This is a genomic window from Enterobacter sp. IF2SW-B1 (assembly GCF_001743375.1).
Classification (GTDB): domain Bacteria; phylum Pseudomonadota; class Gammaproteobacteria; order Enterobacterales; family Enterobacteriaceae; genus Enterobacter; species Enterobacter bugandensis.
The window spans coordinates 291,344-310,457 of sequence record NZ_MJAA01000001.1 but is presented as its reverse complement, the minus strand read 5'-3'; the positions used below and the strand labels follow the sequence as shown (position 1 = coordinate 310,457).

At 59.6% G+C, this 19,114-nt stretch carries 17 protein-coding genes; 4 read left to right on the top strand and 13 right to left on the bottom strand.

Annotated elements, in window-relative coordinates:
- The first annotated feature begins 191 nt into the window (after window positions 1–191).
- Both A6013_RS01470 and selO read left to right on the top strand, forming a co-directional pair.
- The gene (locus A6013_RS01470) at window positions 192–908 is read left to right on the top strand and encodes an EAL domain-containing protein (protein WP_028012821.1); all 717 of its coding nucleotides are present in this window, start codon (window positions 192–194) and stop codon (window positions 906–908) included.
- 61 nt (window positions 909–969) lie between these two features.
- Window positions 970–2,412, top strand: coding sequence for a protein adenylyltransferase SelO (gene selO, locus A6013_RS01465; RefSeq protein ID WP_045630224.1), 1,443 nt, complete (start codon window positions 970–972; stop codon window positions 2,410–2,412).
- A 43-nt stretch (window positions 2,413–2,455) separates the two neighbouring features.
- On the opposite strand, the gene A6013_RS01460 is transcribed toward selO, so the two are convergent.
- From A6013_RS01460 to A6013_RS01440, 5 genes are read right to left on the bottom strand one after another with little or no spacing between them, the layout of a single operon-like run.
- Window positions 2,456–3,226: a 3-hydroxybutyrate dehydrogenase gene (locus A6013_RS01460; RefSeq protein ID WP_048959435.1), complete on the bottom strand. Its 771-nt coding sequence runs from the start codon at window positions 3,224–3,226 to the stop codon at window positions 2,456–2,458.
- Window positions 3,227–3,236: 10 nt separating this feature from the next.
- Window positions 3,237–4,631 carry a GntP family permease gene (locus tag A6013_RS01455; protein ID WP_204370136.1) on the bottom strand — a complete coding sequence of 465 codons (1,395 nt, stop codon included), beginning with the start codon at window positions 4,629–4,631 and terminating at the stop codon, window positions 3,237–3,239.
- A gap of 41 nt (window positions 4,632–4,672) precedes the next feature.
- Window positions 4,673–5,854: an acetyl-CoA C-acetyltransferase gene (locus tag A6013_RS01450; RefSeq protein WP_069732411.1), complete on the bottom strand. Its 1,182-nt coding sequence runs from the start codon at window positions 5,852–5,854 to the stop codon at window positions 4,673–4,675.
- Window positions 5,855–5,863: 9 nt separating this feature from the next.
- Entirely contained in the window at window positions 5,864–6,520 is a 657-nt protein-coding gene (locus A6013_RS01445; protein WP_069732410.1) for a CoA transferase subunit B, read from the bottom strand.
- 2 nt (window positions 6,521–6,522) lie between these two features.
- Complete coding sequence (locus A6013_RS01440; protein WP_069732409.1) at window positions 6,523–7,230, bottom strand: CoA transferase subunit A; 708 nt, start codon at window positions 7,228–7,230, stop codon at window positions 6,523–6,525.
- A gap of 140 nt (window positions 7,231–7,370) precedes the next feature.
- Between A6013_RS01440 and A6013_RS01435 the strand changes: the two genes are divergently transcribed.
- A complete protein-coding gene (locus tag A6013_RS01435) occupies window positions 7,371–8,294 on the top strand; it encodes a LysR family transcriptional regulator (protein ID WP_032644866.1) in 924 nt (307 codons plus the stop codon).
- On the opposite strand, the gene A6013_RS01430 is transcribed toward A6013_RS01435, so the two are convergent.
- The 8 genes from A6013_RS01430 to A6013_RS01395 form a co-directional block, all read right to left on the bottom strand.
- Window positions 8,261–9,040 carry a heme ABC transporter ATP-binding protein gene (locus A6013_RS01430; protein ID WP_048956222.1) on the bottom strand — a complete coding sequence of 260 codons (780 nt, stop codon included), beginning with the start codon at window positions 9,038–9,040 and terminating at the stop codon, window positions 8,261–8,263. The genes A6013_RS01435 and A6013_RS01430 overlap by 34 nt on opposite strands.
- Window positions 9,033–10,025 (bottom strand): iron ABC transporter permease, encoded by a 993-nt coding sequence (locus A6013_RS01425; RefSeq protein WP_048959430.1) that lies wholly within the window; start codon window positions 10,023–10,025, stop codon window positions 9,033–9,035. Before A6013_RS01425 ends, A6013_RS01430 begins: the two co-directional genes overlap by 8 nt.
- Window positions 10,025–10,846, bottom strand: a complete 822-nt coding sequence (locus A6013_RS01420; RefSeq protein ID WP_041910423.1) for a hemin ABC transporter substrate-binding protein — start codon at window positions 10,844–10,846, stop codon at window positions 10,025–10,027. Before A6013_RS01420 ends, A6013_RS01425 begins: the two co-directional genes overlap by 1 nt.
- Complete coding sequence (locus A6013_RS01415) at window positions 10,843–11,871, bottom strand: hemin-degrading factor (RefSeq protein ID WP_069732408.1); 1,029 nt, start codon at window positions 11,869–11,871, stop codon at window positions 10,843–10,845. Before A6013_RS01415 ends, A6013_RS01420 begins: the two co-directional genes overlap by 4 nt.
- A 35-nt stretch (window positions 11,872–11,906) precedes the next feature.
- Window positions 11,907–13,889 (bottom strand): TonB-dependent hemoglobin/transferrin/lactoferrin family receptor, encoded by a 1,983-nt coding sequence (locus tag A6013_RS01410; RefSeq protein WP_069732407.1) that lies wholly within the window; start codon window positions 13,887–13,889, stop codon window positions 11,907–11,909.
- A 72-nt stretch (window positions 13,890–13,961) separates the two neighbouring features.
- Complete coding sequence (hemP, locus tag A6013_RS01405) at window positions 13,962–14,150, bottom strand: hemin uptake protein HemP (RefSeq protein WP_028012833.1); 189 nt, start codon at window positions 14,148–14,150, stop codon at window positions 13,962–13,964.
- A gap of 212 nt (window positions 14,151–14,362) precedes the next feature.
- Complete coding sequence (aroH, locus tag A6013_RS01400; RefSeq protein WP_028012834.1) at window positions 14,363–15,409, bottom strand: 3-deoxy-7-phosphoheptulonate synthase AroH; 1,047 nt, start codon at window positions 15,407–15,409, stop codon at window positions 14,363–14,365.
- 152 nt (window positions 15,410–15,561) lie between these two features.
- Entirely contained in the window at window positions 15,562–16,395 is an 834-nt protein-coding gene (locus tag A6013_RS01395) for a pyruvate, water dikinase regulatory protein (RefSeq protein WP_069732406.1), read from the bottom strand.
- A 335-nt stretch (window positions 16,396–16,730) separates the two neighbouring features.
- Between A6013_RS01395 and ppsA the strand changes: the two genes are divergently transcribed.
- On the top strand, window positions 16,731–19,109 hold the full coding sequence (ppsA, locus tag A6013_RS01390; RefSeq protein ID WP_028012836.1) for a phosphoenolpyruvate synthase: 2,379 nt from the start codon (window positions 16,731–16,733) through the stop codon (window positions 19,107–19,109).
- Window positions 19,110–19,114 lie beyond the last annotated feature (5 nt).

Genomic DNA, 19,114 nt, shown 5'->3' with positions numbered 1-19,114 from the left:
TCCTTATGTGTCTGTTTTATCTAAAACTGGCTATTATTCAGTAACCAGGATAAGATTATTTTAGATTCAGGGATAAATCTGAAAATTAATACGGAACTAATGAAATTAAACTTATTAAAATCAAGACAGTGGAATTGTGTCAGCAATTGCTCCAGGATGTCCTCTCTCATCTTTAATGCGGGGCGAGTGCAATGATTATTACGCTAGATAATGCTTACCAGTCTGAACTGATGCTTCTGCCTGCCCGTAATAGCGCAGGCGAGCTAAAAGGTTTAGAAATACTGGTTAACTTTACTGGCGTCGGCACCGATGTGAGGATCCCCACTGAGCTCGTTATCCCTCGGCTTTCAGCGGCAGAGGAGTTAGCGCTGTTTAACGAAAAACTGCAATTGCTTGATACCTGTAAACTGTTTTTTATTCAGCATCAGTTAATTGCATGGATCAATATTACACCAGCAATTGTTGAGTTTTTATTAAGTAATGGGAATGCTGTTTCAATTCTTGAGCGTTATCCGTTTCTTGAGTTTACTGTTAATGAGAACTATCCAGGTTTAAATAACGGAAAGGACGATCTGCAGCTGGCAAGAATGGCGATCCATTTTCCGCTGGTGCTGGCAAACTTTGGTGCCGGTGCTGCATCGCTCAAGGCCGTCTATGATGGATTATTTAAACGGGTTATTCTTGATAAAGGATTCATCCAGCAGCGTGCTTCTGAGCTTTCTTTCGAGCCTTTTATGCGCGCGATCCTCTGGCAAATAACGCCGCACTGCCAGTCGGTGATCGTCTCCGGCATTGACGACCACGGTTTGCTGCAGCGCGTTCTGTCCTTCAATTTTGGTGCCATGCAGGGTGCGCTCTGGCCAGCCGTCTCGGCGGAGCACGTCACGACGCTCGTTCAGCAGCGATAACCCTGCCTTTCGCCCGTGTTTAAGTCCGGGTAAACCCTCTACACTAAAGGCAGGAGGACTTATGACCCTGTCTTTTACTGCTCACTGGCATGACGAGTTGCCTGGCTTTTACACCGCACTCAAACCAACACCGTTACATAATTCACGTCTTATCTGGCATAACGATCGGCTGGCCGATGAGCTGGCCATTCCGCCCGATCTGTTTCAGCGTTCAGACAGTGCTGGCGTCTGGGGAGGCGAGACGCTTCTTCCCGGTATGCAGCCTCTGGCCCAGGTCTATAGCGGACACCAGTTTGGCGTCTGGGCGGGGCAGCTGGGTGACGGCAGGGGGATCCTGCTCGGCGAACAACGGCTTCCCAACGGGGAGACGGTTGACTGGCATCTGAAAGGCGCAGGTCTTACCCCTTACTCACGAATGGGCGACGGGCGCGCGGTATTGCGGTCAACGATACGCGAAAGTCTGGCATCCGAAGCGATGCATGCGCTGGGGATTCCCACCACCCGCGCGCTGTCGATCGTCACCAGCGACACGCCGGTGACGCGCGAAACGGTGGAAAAGGGGGCGATGCTGATGCGCATAGCGCAAAGCCATCTCCGCTTTGGTCATTTTGAGCACTTTTACTATCGCCGCGAGCCGGACAAGGTTCGCCAGCTCGCGGACTTCGCCATTCGCCACCACTGGGCGCATCTGCAGGATGAGGCGGATAAATACGTTCTCTGGTTCCGGGACGTGGTTGCCCGTACCGCCACGATGATTGCGCGCTGGCAAACGGTAGGCTTTGCTCACGGGGTCATGAACACGGACAATATGTCGATTCTCGGCCTGACCTTTGATTACGGTCCGTTTGGTTTCCTGGACGATTATCAGCCGGGGTATATCTGCAACCATTCCGACTATCAGGGGCGTTACAGCTTTGATAATCAGCCGGCGGTTGGGCTGTGGAACCTCCAGCGGCTTGCACAAACCTTATCGCCGTTTATCGATGTTGATGCCCTGAACGATGCGCTCGACAGCTATCAGGACCTTTTGCTGCGGGAATACGGCACGCTGATGCGTAACAAGCTGGGGCTGATGACCCAGGAGAAGGGCGACAACGACATCCTCAACGGCCTGTTTGCCCTGATGGCGCGTGAGGGAAGCGATTACACCCGCACCTTCCGAATGCTGGGCCAGACGGAGCAGCACAGCGCCGCCTCGCCGCTGCGCGACGAGTTTATTGACCGTCAGGCGTTTGACGACTGGTTTGCACAGTACCGCACGCGGCTGCAGCAGGAGCAGGTAGACGACGCTACCCGTCAGGCGCAGATGAACGCAGCGAACCCCGCGATGGTATTACGCAACTGGCTGGCGCAGCGGGCGATTGAGCAGGCAGAGCAGGGTGAGTACGACGAGTTACACCGGCTGCATCTGGCGTTGCGCACGCCGTTTGCCGACCGGGATGATGACTACGTCAGCCGCCCGCCTGACTGGGGCAAGCGGCTGGAGGTCAGCTGCTCAAGCTAGCGATTTTAGCCGGGCGGCGACGTTGCCTTACCCGGCCTGTTCATCACTGAGCAACCCAGCCGCCATCCATATTCCACGCAGCGCCGCGAACGTTCACGGCGCCGTCGCTGCACAAAAACAGCGCCAGCTCGCCCAGCTGTTCCGGGGTAACAAACTCCCCTGAAGGCTGTTTCTCCGCCAGAAGCTGTTCGCGAGCCTGCTCCGGCGGTACGCCGTCCGCGATACGTTTGTCGATTTGCTGCTGCACCAGCGGGGTCAGTACCCAGCCGGGGCAAATCGTATTGGCGGTAATACCCGTGCGGGCGGTTTCCAGCGCCAGGGATTTGGTAAAGCCCACCACGCCGTGCTTGGCCGCAACGTAGGCCGATTTCTCTTTCGACGCGACCAGCCCGTGAACGGAGGCGATATTGATGACGCGCCCCCAGTTTTTATCCCGCATGGTCGGCAGCGCCAGCCGGCTGGTGTGAAACACCGCGGAAAGATTAATGGCGATAATGTCGTTCCATTTCTCTACCGGGAAGGCGTCAACCGGAGCCACGTGCTGGATCCCGGCGTTGTTCACAAGAATGTCCACGCCGCCAAACTGCGATTCGGCGTAGCGCATCATGGCCTCAATCTGCAATACGTCCCGCAGATCCGCATCGTGATAGCCCGGCTTTTTGCCCAGTTGCGCAATCTCTTCCCGTGCCGATGCGCTGTCGCCGAAGCCGTTGAGGATCAGCTGCGCGCCCGCCTTCGCCAGCACGCGGGCGATCCCCAGACCAATGCCGCTGGTTGAGCCGGTGACCAGGGCGGTTTTACCGTTCAGATTCATTTTTCTCTCCTTACACAATGCCGGTCAGATAGAACACGGCAATGACAAAAAGTACTGCCAGACTTTTAATGATGGTGATAGCGAAAATGCCGCCGTAGGCCTGGCGATGGCTCAGGCCGGTGATTGCCAGCAGGGTAATCACCGCCCCGTTATGGGGAAGGGTATCCATCCCGCCGCTCGCCATCGAGGCCACGCGGTGCAGCACCTCAAGCGGGATATTGGCCGCATGGGCGGCGGCGACAAACGAGTCGGACATGGCGGCAAGGGCAATACTCATCCCGCCGGACGCCGAACCGGTGATCCCCGCGAGCACGGTCACGCTGATGGCCTCATTTAGCAGCGGATTCGGAATGGCCGCCAGCGCTTTGGATAACACCAGGAACCCAGGCAGCGCCGCGATAACCGCGCCGAAACCGTATTCCGAGGCGGTATTCATCGCCGCCAGAATGGCTCCGCTCACCGCCGTTCGGCTGCCTTCAGCCAGACGCCCCCGGATATTGCGAAAGCCAAAAATCAGCACCAGCACGATACCGGCGATCAGCGCCGCCTCCACGGCCCAGATGGCGGTGATCTTGCCCACCTCGGTCACAATCGGTTTCGCCAGGCCGGGCAGGGTAAGCTCGTGACTCACGCCGTACCAGCCGGGGATCCAGCGGGTAAACAGCAGGTTCAGTATGCCCACCACCAGCAGCGGGGAGATAGCAATCAGCGGATGCGGGAGATTAATGTTATCCGGCGTCTCGGGTTCATTTTTCAGATCCGTGCCGTAACCCTCGTTGTTGCTGAGCGCCTTACGCCGCTGGCGCTCCAGCCAGAGCAGGCCAAAGACGATAATAAACAGAGAGCCGATAAGCCCCAGCCACGGGGCCGCCCAGGCGTTCGTGCCGAAGAAGCTGGTGGGGATGATATTCTGGATCTGCGGCGTGCCGGGCAGGGCGTCCATGGTAAACGAGAATGCCCCCAGCGCCACGGTGGCCGGGATCAGCCGTTTAGGGATACCGCTCTGGCGAAACAGCTCGGCGGCAAACGGGTACACCGCAAACGCCACCACGAACAGCGAAACGCCGCCGTAGGTTAACAGCGCGCATACCAGGACAATCACCGGGATGGCGTGTCGACGCCCGAGGATCTGGATTCCGGCGGCGACGATGGAGCGTGAGAAGCCGGAAAGCTCAATCAGCTTGCCAAACACCGCACCCAGCAGGAACACCGGGAAGTAGAGCTTGACGAAGCCCACCATCTTTTCCATAAACAGGCCGGTAAACGTCGGGCCGACGGCACCCGGATCGGTCAACAGCACGGCACCGAGCGCCGCGATCGGCGCAAACAAAATAACGCTGTATCCGCGGTAGGCCGCCAGCATCAGCAGTGCCAGCGCCGCCAGGGCTATTAACACACTCATTATGACTCCTCACTTTACTTATTATTCGGGTACCAACGAGAGGTTTAACGCTCGACGGTCAGGGCAATGCCTTGTCCGCCGCCTACGCACAGGGTGACGAGCCCTTTTTTAACGTCACGGCGCTGCATTTCGTACAGCAGGGTCACGAGGATTCGGCAGCCGGAAGCACCAATCGGATGGCCCAGGGCGATGGCACCGCCGTTAACGTTGACCTTGTGCTCATCCCAGCCGAGCTGCTGGCCCACCGCCAGCGCCTGGGCGGCAAAGGCTTCATTGGCTTCAATGAGGTCCACCTCGTCGAGCGTCCAGCCAGCCCGCGCCAGCGCCGTCCGGCAGGCGCTGACCGGGCCCATGCCCATTACTGACGGGTCAACGCCCGTCACGGCGTAACTCACGATGCGGCCAAGGACAGGCAATCCGCTCTCCCGCGCCTTTTCCTCGCTCATCAGCAGCACCGCGGCGGCACCGTCGTTGAGCGTGGAGGCATTCCCCGCCGTGACGGTGCCTTCCTCGTGCAAAAAGGCGGGACGCAACTGCGCAAGCTGCTCTGCAGTAGTGCCTGGTCGGGGCTGTTCGTCACGATCAATAACCAGCGGTGGCTTTTTACCCTGTTTCACCGTCACCGGCGCTATCTCGGCGTCAAGCCGGCCGGACTCAATGGCGGACGCCGCTTTTTGCTGCGAGCGGGCGGCGAAGGCGTCCTGCTGCTCGCGGGAAATGTCATACTCGCGGGCAACGTTTTCAGCGGTGATCCCCATGTGGTAATCGTTGAATGCGTCCCACAGGCCGTCGGTAATCATGCTGTCCTTGAGGCCCGCATGCCCGAAACGCAGCCCGGCACGTGCGCCGTCCAGCAGATATGGGGCGTTGCTCATGCTCTCCTGACCGCCGGCGATAACCACCTCCGCGTCGCCGCAGCGGATCGCCTGGGCGGCGAGCTGGACCGCTTTTAAGCCCGCGCCGCACACCAGGTTGACGGTGGTCGCCGGCGTGCTGACGGGCAATCCGGCGCCGATGGCCGTCTGGCGGGCGGGGTTTTGCCCGCATCCGGCCGTCAGAACCTGGCCGAAAATCAGTTCGTTTACCTGTTCGGCGCTGAGACCACGGTTCTCCAGCAGGTGCCGTACCGTGACGGCCCCAAGCTCAACCGCAGAAAGGGACGAGAGCGATCCGCGAAAACTGCCAATGGGGGTTCGCGTTGCCCCGACAATCATGACCTTTTTCATGCTGACCCCTCAGGTGAAGCGCATCTCGCGCACGTCGTCCGCCACAATGATTTTCCCTGCCGTTTTACGCACGATCTCGTCAATACTGACGCCCGGGGCGTTTTCCCGCAGGATGAACGTGCCGTCCTGAATTTCCAGCAGCGCGAGATCGGTCAGGACCCGACGGATACAGCCCGCGCCCGTGAGCGGAAGCGTGCAGCGCGGCAGCAGCTTCGACTCACCGCTCTTTGAGGCGTGGGTCATCACCACGATGATGTTCTGCGCCCCGGCAACGAGATCCATCGCGCCGCCCATGCCCTTCACCATCTTTCCGGGGATCATCCATGAGGCGATGTTGCCCTCCACGTCCACTTCAAATGCGCCCAGCACGGTCAGGTCCACGTGGCCGCCGCGGATCATGGCAAACGACTGGGCCGAGTCGAAAATGGCCGCGCCGGTCCGCGCGGTCACGGTCTGTTTACCGGCGTTGATCATGTCAGGATCAAGGGTTTGCTCGTCGGGAAAAGCCCCCATCCCCAGCAGGCCGTTTTCCGACTGCAGCATCACGTCCATCCCGTCCGGAATGTAGTTCGCCACCAGGGTAGGGATGCCGATCCCCAGGTTGACGTAATAACCGTCACGCAGCTCGCGGGCGACGCGCATGGCCATCTGTTCACGGGTTAACATCGTCACACTCCTTGCGCGCGCAGGGTGCGCTGCTCAATGCGTTTTTCAAACTGGCCGACAATCAGCCTGTCGACGTAAATTCCCGGGGTGTGAATGGCCGACGGGGGCAGTTCACCCGGCGAAACAATCTCTTCCACCTCCACCACCGTGATCCGGCCCGCCGTTGCCATCAGCGGATTAAAGTTTTGCGCGGTATGGCGATAGATGACGTTGCCGTACCAGTCCGCTTTCCACCCCTTGATCAGCGCGAAGTCACCGACGATCGCCTCCTCGAGGATGTAGTGCTTCCCCGCGAACTGGCGCACGTCCTTGCCGGTCGCCACGGGCGTGCCGTAGCCGGTGGCCGTATAAAACGCCGGAATACCGGCCCCGCCCGCGCGCACCTTTTCCGCCAGCGTGCCCTGCGGCGTAAGCTCAATTTCCAGCTCGCCGCTCAGCACCTGCTGCTCAAACAGCGCGTTCTCGCCGACGTAAGAGGCCACCACTTTTCGAACCTGCCGCGTTTCGAGCAGTATCCCCAGGCCGAATCCATCCACGCCGCAGTTGTTTGACACCACGGTCAAATCTCTCACCTGACGGCGTCGGACCTCCGCAATCAGGTTCTCCGGAATGCCGCACAGGCCGAAGCCGCCCGCCAGCAAGGTCATTCCGTCCGTCAGCCCGTCCAGCGCCTGCGCATAGCTGCCGACGCGCTTATCCAGTCCTGCCATAGTCATCCCTCCCGTTAACCGTGCCGGTATCATTAGGGGCGGCGACTCATTTGTTAATTTTGAATTTGTGACCCACTCATTTGGTTTTCTTATTAATTTCCTGTTAACTAATTCTTTTCAATTAGTTAACAGGATGAAAAATGAGAATGAGTGTCAAACAGTTACGCGCGTTTTTAGCGGTAGCTCACACTCTCAATTTCGCGCACGCCAGCGAACGCTTAAATCTCTCCCAGCCGGCCCTGAGCCTGACGATTAAAAGTCTGGAAGACGCGCTCGGCGGCCCGCTGCTGCAGCGGAGCACGCGCAAGGTTGCCCTCACGCAGGAAGGGGAGACGTTTCTGCCGATGGCGCGGCAACTCCTTGCCGACTGGGATAATGTGGAGGAGGCGATGCACCAGTGCTTTACCCTGCAGCGCGGCAAAATCTCGGTCGCGGCGATGCCGTCATTTGCCGCCAACGTTTTACCGGAGGTGCTCAAGGCGTTTCGCGATCGCCACGCCGGGATTAACGTCACCGTGCATGACGTCATTAACGAGCAGGTGATTGAGATGGTGCGGGAAGGGCGGGTTGAGATGGGGATCGCCTTTGAGCCGGCCCCCACGCACAACCTGCTGTTTACGCCGCTGGGGCTCGACAGGTTTGTCGCCATTGTGCCGAAGGACTCCGCGCTGGCGGGCAAAAAGCGGCTGGCCTGGGAAGAGCTACTGACGCTGGATTTTATTACCCTGCAGCGCCCGTCGGCGGTACGTCTGATGATGGAGGAGGAGCTGGCCCGAAGCGGCAGAAAGCTGGACGTGGCGCTGGAGAGTCATCAACTGGTGACGGTAGGTCGCATGGTCGCCAGCGGGCTGGGCGGCAGTGCCGTACCGGCGCTCTGCGAAGCGCAGATGACGGCGCTGGGCGCGGTCTGTATACCGCTGGATAACCCGCCCATTGAAAAGTGCATCGGAGCAATCCATCCGGGGCACACGCAGCTCTCTAAAGCGGCGCATGCCCTGCTGGAAACGCTGAAGGATTTTTACCAGCCCGCTCACGGGGCGAGAAATACCTGCGGTACGGGGTGATCCGGATGGCTGCCGACGCGCACCTGCGCGCCGTACCAGCGCGCCAGCGTCCCGGCCTGCAGCACGTCCTCCGGTGTGCCACTGGAGACCAGCCTGCCGTTGTGCAACAGCAGAATGCGATCCGCCCACAGCGCCGCCAGATTGAGATCGTGCAGCACCACGCACACGTGGAGATGACCCCGACGGGTCAGGGATCTCATCAGGCGCAGCAGATGCTGCTGGTGGTAGAGATCCAGCGCGGAGGTGGGCTCATCAAGAAACAGCCAGCCGCGCGGGGCTCCGTCGCACCAGAGCTGGGCCAGCGCGCGGGCGAGCTGGATCCGCTGCTGCTCGCCGCCGGAGAGCGTCGAATAGCGTCTGCCCGCCAGCGGTAGACAGCCCGTTATCGCCATCACTTCCTCAACTACCGACGCTTCAGGGGAGCGAGTCCAGGGCGCGCGTCCCATACCGACCACCGCGTCCACCGGCCAGTCGAATCCGGGCTGAGTATTCTGGCGCATCACCGCCCGGTAACGCGCGAGGGTATCCGGCGGCCAGTCCGCAAGCGGCGTCCCGGCCAGAGTGCTGCGTCCGCTTGCGGGCTTGAGATAGCCGGTAAGCAGCCGCAATAACGTCGATTTCCCGGCACCGTTGGGGCCAATCAGGGCGACCAGCTCACCCTGAGAGAGGGTAAGCGACACATCGTCGATCAGCGTCCGCTGCCCGGCGTGAAAGAAGATTTTCTCTGCACAATAGCGTTCAGCCATGCGTACCTCCGCGACGAAAGATAAGCCACAGGAACCACGGCGCGCCGAGAAGGCTGGTCAATAACCCGACGGGCATCTCCGCCGGAGAGACCAGGGTGCGCGCCAGCGTGTCGGCAACCAGCAGCAGCAGTGCACCGGCCAGCACCGAGCCGGGTATGACGGCCCGGTGGTCGGCCCCCAGCCACATGCGCATCAGGTGCGGCACCACAAGGCCAATAAAGCCGATCACGCCGCTGACGGCTACCGCCGCGGCAACCAGCAGGGCGCTGCACAGCAGCAGGATCCGCTGTACCATCGCGACATCCACCCCGAGATAGTGCGCCTCTTCATCGCCCAGCTGCAGCAGGTTGAGCGGGGCGGCCAGCCGCCAGATAATCAGCACCGCGGGCACCATCAGCGACGTTACAGCCAGCAGGGTGGACCACTGCGCCTGCCCGAGGCTGCCCATTCCCCAGAGGGAAAGCTGGCGAAGCTGGGCATCGTTGCTGAGCCATGAGAGCACCCCGACGGCCGCGCCGCACAGGGCGTTGATGGCGATCCCCACCAGCAGCAGGCGGGACAGGGAGCCGTGACGCTGCTGGCTAAGCAGGAAGATAATGACGGTTGCGGCCAGCGCGCCGAGGAACGCCGCGAGCATCGGGGCATACAGCATCAGCAGGGCAGGTAACGCGGCGGGAATGACCACCCACAGCGCCACCGCCAGCGCCGCGCCGCTGCTGATCCCCAGCAGACCCGGGTCCGCCAGCGGGTTGCGGAACAGCCCCTGCATCACACAGCCGGCCAGCGCCAGCGCTCCGCCAATCACCAGCGCCAGCAGTACGCGGGGCAGGCGAATGGTAAGCCAGATCTGACGCATGGCCTCATCGCTGCCGCTCCACAGCAGGCTGACCGGCAGGTGCAGTGCCCCAAACCCGGTCGCGGTGAGCGTCATGATGCTCAGGATCGCGGCCAGCATCCACAACGACAAGGCGATCCGCCGGGACATCAGGGCAGTTGCTCCGCTTTGGCGCGCAGCTGCTGGATGGCATCCGGCGTTCGCACGCTGAAGCCCAGCAGCGCCATATCATCAATCGCCAGCACCTGCCTGTTCCGTCCCGCCGGGGTTTGCGCCAGACCGGGCAGCTTCCACAGGTTTTCTTCGCCGCCCAGCGCGTTCACGCCGTCCTGCGAAATCACCACCAGATCGGGCTGGCTGGCAATGACCCCTTCCTGAGACAGCGGCTGATAGCGGGTGAATCCCTGCATCGCGTTCTGCAGCCCGGCGGCACGGATGGCGGCGTCTGCGCCGGTCTGCTGCCCGGCGGCCATTGCGGTCATTCCCCCGTGGTTGAGGATAAACAGCACCCGCTTGTTGAGGGGCGCGGAGGGCAGGGCCGCCAGCGCCTGACGCAGCGTGTGGCGCAGGGCTTCCCCCTCGGCTTCATGGTGCGTAGCGTTGGCAATCACCCGAACCTTTTCGTCAATGACGCTCAGGTCGTTGCGGCCGGGAACGGTTACTACCCTGACGTGACTTTGTTCGACCTGCTTTAACGCCAGAGACGGCTGCGCCTGGTCGCTGGCCAGCACCAGCGTGGGGCGCATGGACAAAATGCCTTCGGCGTTAAGCTGGCGTAAATATCCCACGTCAGGCAGATCGTTTGCCGCCTGCGGCCACTGGCTGGTGCTGTCGCGCGCGACCAGCGAAGACTGCGCGCCAAGCGCGTAGACAATCTCCGTCACGTCGCCGCCAAGGGCGACAATTTTCTCCTGCGCGGCGGCAAACGCCACCAGAGGCAGGGCGCTCAGCAGGGCTAACCACGTTTTCATGCGGCCAGCCCTTTTGGCGTCAGGGCGTCAATCTGGCTGCGCCACTGGCTCTGCTCCGGCTCACCTTCGGTACGCTGGCCGTAAAGCTGGGCGATTTGCGTGCCGTCGGCGGCAAACAGCTCCAGGCTGGTGACGTGGCCGTCAGCCGTGGGCTTGCGCGTCACCCAGCTCTCTGCGATCGTCTCCTCCAGCAGATGCAAGGTAAAGGCAGGGTTAAAGACGTTCAGCCAGCCTTTCATCGGCACGACTTTTTCCACCGCGCCGGTGAAGATCTGCACGCAGCCGCGGTTGCCGACGAAGACCATAATTTCGTTGCCGTCCCGGCGTGCCGCTTCCAGCAGCTGTGCCAGCGCGCTGTTCTCCACCTTACAGGCCAGGTCGTCGCCCACCAGGCGAAACGCCTGCTGACGGCTGAGATTGTGGCGTTTGAGCAGACTGAAGAACTGATGCACGTCGGTCATGGCGCGCCACTTCTTGTCCACGAGAGCGGCATCCGCGTTTTCGGCGTGAGCCGGGACATCCCCAGCGCTCAGCTCAAGCGGCGGATTATCGGCAAAGATAAAGCGGGTCAGCACGTCGCCCCAGGCGGCGAGGTCGGTGTTGTCCGTGGTGTAGACCTTCAGCACCGCATCGCCCTGACGATCGAAGAACTGAATGCTCTGTCGCTCGCCGCGGGCGGTGGTTTCACTGAGGTGAAACGCGCTCGCCCACTGGTTGAGGAACAGGCGCAGATCCAGCGCGCGCGGGTTCAGCACCAGCCCGGCGTGGCCGTTCAGGTGCTGGTTGGTGAAGCTGCCCACCTGCTCGTGAACGGCATACTCGTTGCGGCAGATGCACTTGGTTTCACCCACGGCTTCCAGCGCGCCCAGAATATCGCGGATTTCGCCGCGCAGTCGCCATGCGTCATGGCCCACGCGGGAAAAGGTCAGCTCCGCTTCGCTGATGTTCATTAACCCTGCGATGTCTCGCGCATACTTACCCGGATTTTCTTCTTTTAGCTCAAGCCAGCGTGCGTAGTGATGCATTGTCTTATCCTTCTGAAGAGTGGCCCCGAAGGGAATTACCACTGATAGCTTACGAAAATCTTGCCGTTACGACCGTCCTGCGGAATACCCTGTGGAGACCAGTACTCCTTATCGAAGGCGTTGCCGAGCACCAGCGTGGTGGTGACGCCCTTGAGCTGCTCCTGGCCCTTATAGCTGACGTAGAAATCGTTAACCGCATAGCCCGGTTGCTTGCTGTAACTGCTGCTGACGTGGGTTGAGCGATCGGCAAAGGTGCCGATCCAGCCCACGGAGAAACCGCTTTGCGCCACCGGAACGTCCAGCTTGCTGGTGACGGTATCCGGGTTAATGCTGGAGATGTACTCGCCCGTATCGGTATCTTTCCCGCGGGTGCGGTTATAGGCCACGTCGAGGCTAAACAGATCGGCCGAGTATTTTGCCATCACGTCCCAGCCCCAGATTTTGGCGTTCGGAACGTTGTACGACATGGTGGTCGCGGCGGCAAAATCGACGGTTGTGGAGATATAGTCTTTGGCTTTGGTATCGAAATAGCTGGCTTTAAACTCCAGCGCGTCGTTGGCGAGCATCAGATCGTCAAAGCGCAGGCCAAAACCAAACTCCTGCGTTTCGTTGGTTTCCGGGCGCAGGTTCGGGTTCGGCACCCAGTAGTTGGTGTAGAAGCGGCCAATTGAGAAGTGTTTGGCGTCGTTATACATCTCACCCATGGTCGGCGCGCGGAAGGCCTGCGCGTAAGATCCGAACAGCATCAGCCAGTCGGTGGGGCTGACGGTTAACCCGGCGCGGGAGGACCATTTATCGGCATCGACATCGTCGTAGCCATTGCTGCTGCCGCGGTAGTTGTCATACCGCGTGCCGCCCAGAAGGGTGACGGGCAGATCGCGCAGGGTGATTTCATCCTGCAGCCAGCCGGAGCTGAAGTCGATTTTCGCCTCCGGGAAGCCGGTCGTGGCCCCACCCGGACGCTGCTCCTGACGATAATATTCTCCGCCGTAGGTCAGCAGGTGAGAGGCAAAAGAGTCGCTGAACAGGCGGGTACGGTTTTCCACCTTGCCGCCTTTGGTGGTCTGCTTGCGGAACTCGCCGGTGCTGTCGATGTTCTGGGCATTAATGCGCGCTTCGGACCAGTAAACCTTCGCATCGGCGTTCAGCCAGTCGTATCCTTCCGGCGCAATGTGGTAGCCAACCTGCGCATCGCGCTGGATGGTGGAGCGGTCGGTCATCGGGTTGCTGCTATTGGCATCAGAGGTTTGCGGGTTTTTCGGCTCCTGCGCGGCGTTGTTGTAGTAGCGCAGGGCGCCGCTCAGCGTCTGGGCCTGGTCGATTTTCCAGCTGCCTTTCGCCAGCATGTTATTGATGGATTCGTCGTTCGGCGCCGTCGCACCGTCGCTCTGGCGGATATCGCCGCGGTCGCGGCTGGACCACGATACCAGGCCGTCCAGGGTATCGGTACGACCATAGGCGCTGGCCCCCAGGCCGAGGCTGTGGTCCCCCGTTGCGCCGGTACCAAACACGCGATAACCGCTGTTTTTGCCCGGTTCCAGCAGATCTTTGGCGTCGACGGTGTCATAGGAGATGACACCACCCAGCGCGCCGCTGCCGTAGAGCAGCGCAGACGGACCGCGCACCACTTCAATACGTTTAATCAGCGCCGGATCGAGGAACGTGCTGTTGAGGTGCCCGGTGTCGGTACCCTGGCGCACGCCGTCGACCAGCACCAGAACGCCGCGGCGGTCGTAGCCGCGCAGGTTAACGTCCTGACCGTTGGTGCGGCCGGTGCCGTCCAGCGTCAGACCGGGCACGTTGCGCAGCAGGTCGGCGGCAGAGCTGGCGGTCTGTTTTTCCGGGGCGGTGGCGTCAACCACGCTCACCATCATCGGGGCTTCGAAGGCGCTACGGGCGTTGCCTGTGGCGGTGACGGTTATTTCATCTGCGGCAGCAAACGCGGCGCCAGGCAGGGTGCTGACAATCGCCAGCGCCAGAAGGGACGGGCGTAAACGTGCGGTATGCAGGTGTAGCATAGCAACTCTCCATAAAGTATCGAAAGCGCTGGCTGCCTGGGGATCACCTGGGTGGCTGGCGAAAGTTTTGGTTTATTTTGTGAGGATCAGTTTTCCGGCATTCGTCTGGCGCAGCAGATACTGCTGGCCGTCATGCTCAATAATCACCCGGCCTTCCTCACCCAACAGGCTTTTGCTGTCGATGCGGCGATCGGTGGAAGCAGGGGATGGCGCTGTGTGTGTTTTTACTGGCGTTGCCGCGCTGTTATCGGTCGGTGACATAATGTTTATAAATAACAATCAATGTAACAATGATAATCATTATCAATAAACTGCAAATTCACGGCAAGCGTTTTTGTGAAAATTGTGTGACGGGATCAAATTCAGGAGGAGGAAATGCGGCCTGATGCCCTCACCTCAACCCTCTCCCACGGGGAGAGGAAGAAGGGCGCGAACCGTAGGTCGGGTAAGCGCAGCGCCACCCGACAATAACATCAGAAGCGAGAATCAACCGCAGCTGCCAGCTTCTCCAGCAGCAGCTCGCTGTCTTCCCAGCTCAGGCATGGGTCGGTGATCGACTGGCCGTATACCATCTGCTGGCCGGCAACGATTTTCTGCGTGCCTTCTTTGATAAAGCTTTCGGCCATGATCCCGGCAACGGCGGTCGAGCCGCTGCGGATCTGCTGACAGACCTCATCGCAGACGTCCAGCTGGCGGCGATGCTGCTTCTGGCAGTTGCCGTGACTGAAATCCACCACCAGATGTTCCGGCAGGTCGAATTCGGCCAGCGTTTCACAGGCGGCAGCGATGTCTTGTGCATGGTAATTAGGCTTCTTCCCGCCGCGCATAATGATATGCCCATACGGGTTACCGCTGGTCTGGTAGATGGTCATATGGCCGTTCTTGTCCGGCGACAGGAACATATGGCTGGCACGCGAGGCGCGGATCGCATCGACCGCAATCCGGGTGTTGCCGTCGGTCCCGTTTTTGAAGCCGACCGGACAGGAGAGGGCTGAGGCCATCTCGCGGTGGATTTGGCTTTCGGTAGTGCGCGCGCCAATCGCGCCCCAGCTGATCAGATCGGCGATAAACTGCCCGGTCACCATGTCGAGAAACTCGGTGGCCGTCGGCACGCCCAGCTCGTTGACCTGCAACAGCAGCTTGCGCGCCAGCTCGATGCCGTGGTTTACGCGATAGCTGCCGTTAAGGTCAGGGTCGGAAATCAGCCCTTTCCAGCCCACCACGGTACGCGGTTTTTCAAAGTAGGTGCGCATCACAATCTCAAGGCGATGCTGGTATTTTTCCCGCAGCCCCTGAAGTCGTTTTGCATAATCCATCGCTGCATCCAGATCGTGGATGGAGCAGGGCCCAATCACCACCAGAAGACGCTTGTCTTCACCATTGAGGATTTTTTCAATGCGGCGGCGGGAGGCCGTCACATGTTCCGCGACCGCGGCGGAAACGGGGTGCCGCTCGGCCAGTTCAGCCGGGGTGACCAGGCTGTCTATGCGCGCCGTGCGGAGTTCATCGGTTTTATTCATGACTTGTCTCAGAAAATTTTTGCTTCATCGGCAGACTACCGGGAAGTGATGGGCATCACATTAAACCAATCCCTGCTGATTTCAAGTTCGGGGCGACACCGCCCCGCTGTTGAAAAGGATGATACATGAATCTGAGCTAATGTACTAGCTTATTAGTACATGCGGCGGTTAAGCCCCATGATGTCGAGAATTTTGGTGGCAATTTCTTCTACCGAATAGTTCGTGCTGTTCAGCCACGGGATCTGGTTTTTGCGGTACAGCGCTTCCACTTCGGAAACCTCCATGCGGCACTGGCGCATCGAGGCGTAGCGGCTGTTCTCGCGGCGCTCTTCGCGGATCGCCGCGAGACGTTCCGGGTTAATCGTCAGGCCAAACAGCTTGTGCTGCAGCGGCTTGAGCGCAGCGGGCAGCACCAGGTTATCCATATCGTCGGCAATAAAGGGGTAGTTTGCGGCGCGGATGCCGAACTGCATCGCCAGATAGAGGCTGGTCGGCGTTTTGCCGCAGCGCGACACGCCGAGCAAAATCACCTGCGCCTGGTCGAGGTTGCGCAGCGAGATCCCATCGTCGTGCACCAGGGTGTAGTCGATGGCGGCAATACGCGCGTCATATTTGGTCAGGTTGCCGGGGTTCAGCCCGTGGGTGCGGTGCGCGATAGGCGTCGGGTCAAGCTTCAGTTCGCTCTGGAGCGGGGCCACCAGCGCCTGCACGATATCCTGGCAAAAGCCTTCACTTTGCAAAATGATGTGGCGAATCTCAGGAATAACGATGGAGTAGAACACCAGCGGGCGCACGCCGGTCTGCTGGAAGATGGCGTCAATCTGGTCCTTCACCGCTTTGGCACGGCTCTCATTTTCCACAAACGGCAGCGTGATGCTGTTAATCGAAACGGGGAATTGCGACATCACCGCGTGGCCCAGCACCTCGGCGGTGATCGCCGTACCATCAGAAATATAAAAAACGTGACGATCGACAGCATTATCCATTTTACCCACCCTGAATATCATACCTAATTGTCTGAAAGCATAAATTAAAAAAGTTAATTGCACAGCAAAGAAGTTATCTGAATTTAAAATGAAATGATGTTTTTGATTTTCCTGAAAAGCGGATTTCATTTTTCAAATAGCGACTTTATTTTTGTGGTTTCTGGCTGAATATAGAGGAATCATCAGCTTATTGGCTGGTGGGAAACTATCCGAAAAGTTGAAAATTTAAATTGCTTACACGATTCACCGTTTTTTTAGCGCAAATAATTATGCCAGTATAAATACGTAGTCAGGTGTTACTTACTCCGATCAAATATCACAAAAGGATTGTTTCGATGTCCAACAATGGCTCGTCACCGCTGGTGCTTTGGTATAACCAACTCGGCATGAATGATGTAGACAGAGTTGGGGGCAAAAATGCCTCCCTGGGTGAAATGATTACAAATCTGTCCGGTATGGGTGTCTCCGTACCAAACGGGTTTGCCACGACCGCCGACGCGTTTAACCTGTTTTTAGACCAGAGCGGTGTAAACCAGCGCATTTACGACCTGCTGGATAAAACGGATATTGATGACGTCACCGAGCTTGCCAAAGCCGGGGCGCAGATCCGCCAGTGGATCATCGACACACCTTTCCAGCCGGAACTGGAAAAAGCTATCCATGACGCGTACAACCAGCTCTCCGCTGACGACGCGCAGGCCTCCTTTGCCGTACGTTCTTCCGCGACCGCAGAAGACATGCCGGACGCGTCGTTTGCCGGACAGCAGGAAACCTTCCTGAACGTTCAGGGCTACGATGCGGTGCTGGTGGCGGTGAAGCACGTATTTGCTTCCCTGTTCAACGACCGCGCCATCTCCTATCGCGTGCACCAGGGCTATGACCATCGCGGCGTGGCGCTCTCCGCGGGCGTGCAGCGCATGGTGCGCTCGGATGTGGGTTCCTCCGGCGTGATGTTCTCCATTGATACCGAATCCGGCTTCGACCAGGTGGTGTTCATCACCTCCGCGTGGGGCCTGGGTGAGATGGTCGTGCAGGGCGCGGTGAACCCTGACGAATTCTACGTACACAAGCCTACGCTTGCCGCGGGCCGTCCGGCGGTGGTGCGCCGCACCATGGGCTCGAAAAAAATCCGCATGATTTATGCCCCAACCCAGGAGCATGGCAAGCAGGTTAAGATTGAAGATGTGCCGCAGGAGCAGCGCGACCGCTTCTCACTGACCGACGCCGAAGTGCAGGAGCTGGCGAAGCAGGCGGTGCAGATTGAGAAACACTATGGCCGTCCGATGGATATCGAATGGGCGAAAGACGGGAACACCGGCAAGCTGTTTATCGTTCAGGCGCGCCCGGAAACCGTTCGCTCTCGCGGCCAGGTGATGGAGCGTTATACGCTGCACGCGCAGGGTAAAATCGTGGCGGAAGGCCGCGCCATCGGTCACCGCATCGGTGCCGGTCCGGTCAAAGTGATCCACGACATCAGCGAGATGAACCGTATTGAGCCAGGCGATGTGCTGGTTACCGACATGACCGACCCGGACTGGGAACCGATCATGAAGAAAGCGTCGGCCATCGTCACCAACCGCGGCGGCCGTACCTGCCACGCGGCGATCATTGCCCGCGAGCTGGGGATCCCGGCGGTGGTAGGCTGCGGTGACGCCACCGAGCGCATGAAGGACGGGCAGAACGTGACCGTCTCCTGTGCCGAAGGCGACACCGGCTACGTCTACGCCGATATCCTTGACTTCAGCGTGAAGAGCTCCAGCGTGGATACCATGCCGGATCTGCCGCTGAAGATCATGATGAACGTGGGTAACCCGGACCGCGCGTTTGACTTCGCCTGTCTGCCGAACGAAGGCGTTGGTCTGGCGCGTCTGGAATTCATCATTAACCGCATGATCGGCGTTCACCCGCGCGCGCTGCTGGAGTTTGACGACCAGGACGCGAAGCTGCAGAACGAAATCCGCGAGATGATGAAAGGTTACGACTCGCCGAAAGAGTTTTACGTCGGCCGTCTGACCGAAGGGATCGCCACGCTGGGCGCAGCGTTCTACCCGAAACGCGTGATTGTGCGTCTGTCTGACTTTAAGTCTAACGAATACGCTAACCTTGTGGGCGGCGAGCGCTACGAGCCGGAAGAAGAGAACCCGATGCTGGGCTTCCGCGGGGCCGGACGCTACGTGTCCGACAGCTTCCGCGACTGTTTCGCGCTGGAGTGCGAGGCGGTGAAACGCGTGCGCAACGACATGGGGCTGACCAACGTTGAAATCATGATCCCGTTCGTGCGTACCGTGGATCAGGCGAAAGCGGTGGTGGACGAGCTGGCGCGTCAGGGCCTGAAGCGCGGCGAAAACGGGCTGAAGATCATCATGATGTGTGAGATCCCGTCCAACGCCCTGCTGGCCGAGCAGTTCCTGGAGCACTTCGACGGCTTCTCTATCGGCTCGAACGACATGACTCAGCTGACGCTGGGCCTGGACCGCGACTCCGGCGTGGTTTCCGAGCTGTTCGACGAGCGTAACGAGGCGGTGAAAGCGCTGCTTTCCATGTCCATCCGCGCGGCGAAGAAGCAGGGTAAATACGTCGGGATTTGCGGTCAGGGTCCATCCGACCATGAAGACTTTGCCGCCTGGCTGATGGAAGAGGGGATTGACAGCCTCTCCCTGAACCCGGACACGGTAGTGCAAACCTGGCTGAGCCTGGCGGAACTGAACAAGTAACGGCA

Coding starts and splice junctions, on each gene's coding strand:
- A6013_RS01470 (WP_028012821.1), top strand. CDS start 192: ATGATTATTACGCTAGATAATGCTTACCAGTCTGAACTGATGCTTCTG.
- selO (WP_045630224.1), top strand. CDS start 970: ATGACCCTGTCTTTTACTGCTCACTGGCATGACGAGTTGCCTGGCTTT.
- A6013_RS01460 (WP_048959435.1), bottom strand. CDS start 3,226: ATGAATCTGAACGGTAAAACCGCCCTGGTCACCGGCTCAACCAGCGGC.
- A6013_RS01450 (WP_069732411.1), bottom strand. CDS start 5,854: ATGAAAAAGGTCATGATTGTCGGGGCAACGCGAACCCCCATTGGCAGT.
- A6013_RS01445 (WP_069732410.1), bottom strand. CDS start 6,520: ATGTTAACCCGTGAACAGATGGCCATGCGCGTCGCCCGCGAGCTGCGT.
- A6013_RS01440 (WP_069732409.1), bottom strand. CDS start 7,230: ATGGCAGGACTGGATAAGCGCGTCGGCAGCTATGCGCAGGCGCTGGAC.
- A6013_RS01435 (WP_032644866.1), top strand. CDS start 7,371: ATGAGAATGAGTGTCAAACAGTTACGCGCGTTTTTAGCGGTAGCTCAC.
- A6013_RS01430 (WP_048956222.1), bottom strand. CDS start 9,040: ATGGCTGAACGCTATTGTGCAGAGAAAATCTTCTTTCACGCCGGGCAG.
- A6013_RS01425 (WP_048959430.1), bottom strand. CDS start 10,025: ATGTCCCGGCGGATCGCCTTGTCGTTGTGGATGCTGGCCGCGATCCTG.
- A6013_RS01420 (WP_041910423.1), bottom strand. CDS start 10,846: ATGAAAACGTGGTTAGCCCTGCTGAGCGCCCTGCCTCTGGTGGCGTTT.
- A6013_RS01415 (WP_069732408.1), bottom strand. CDS start 11,871: ATGCATCACTACGCACGCTGGCTTGAGCTAAAAGAAGAAAATCCGGGT.
- A6013_RS01410 (WP_069732407.1), bottom strand. CDS start 13,889: ATGCTACACCTGCATACCGCACGTTTACGCCCGTCCCTTCTGGCGCTG.
- hemP (WP_028012833.1), bottom strand. CDS start 14,150: ATGTCACCGACCGATAACAGCGCGGCAACGCCAGTAAAAACACACACA.
- aroH (WP_028012834.1), bottom strand. CDS start 15,409: ATGAATAAAACCGATGAACTCCGCACGGCGCGCATAGACAGCCTGGTC.
- A6013_RS01395 (WP_069732406.1), bottom strand. CDS start 16,395: ATGGATAATGCTGTCGATCGTCACGTTTTTTATATTTCTGATGGTACG.
- ppsA (WP_028012836.1), top strand. CDS start 16,731: ATGTCCAACAATGGCTCGTCACCGCTGGTGCTTTGGTATAACCAACTC.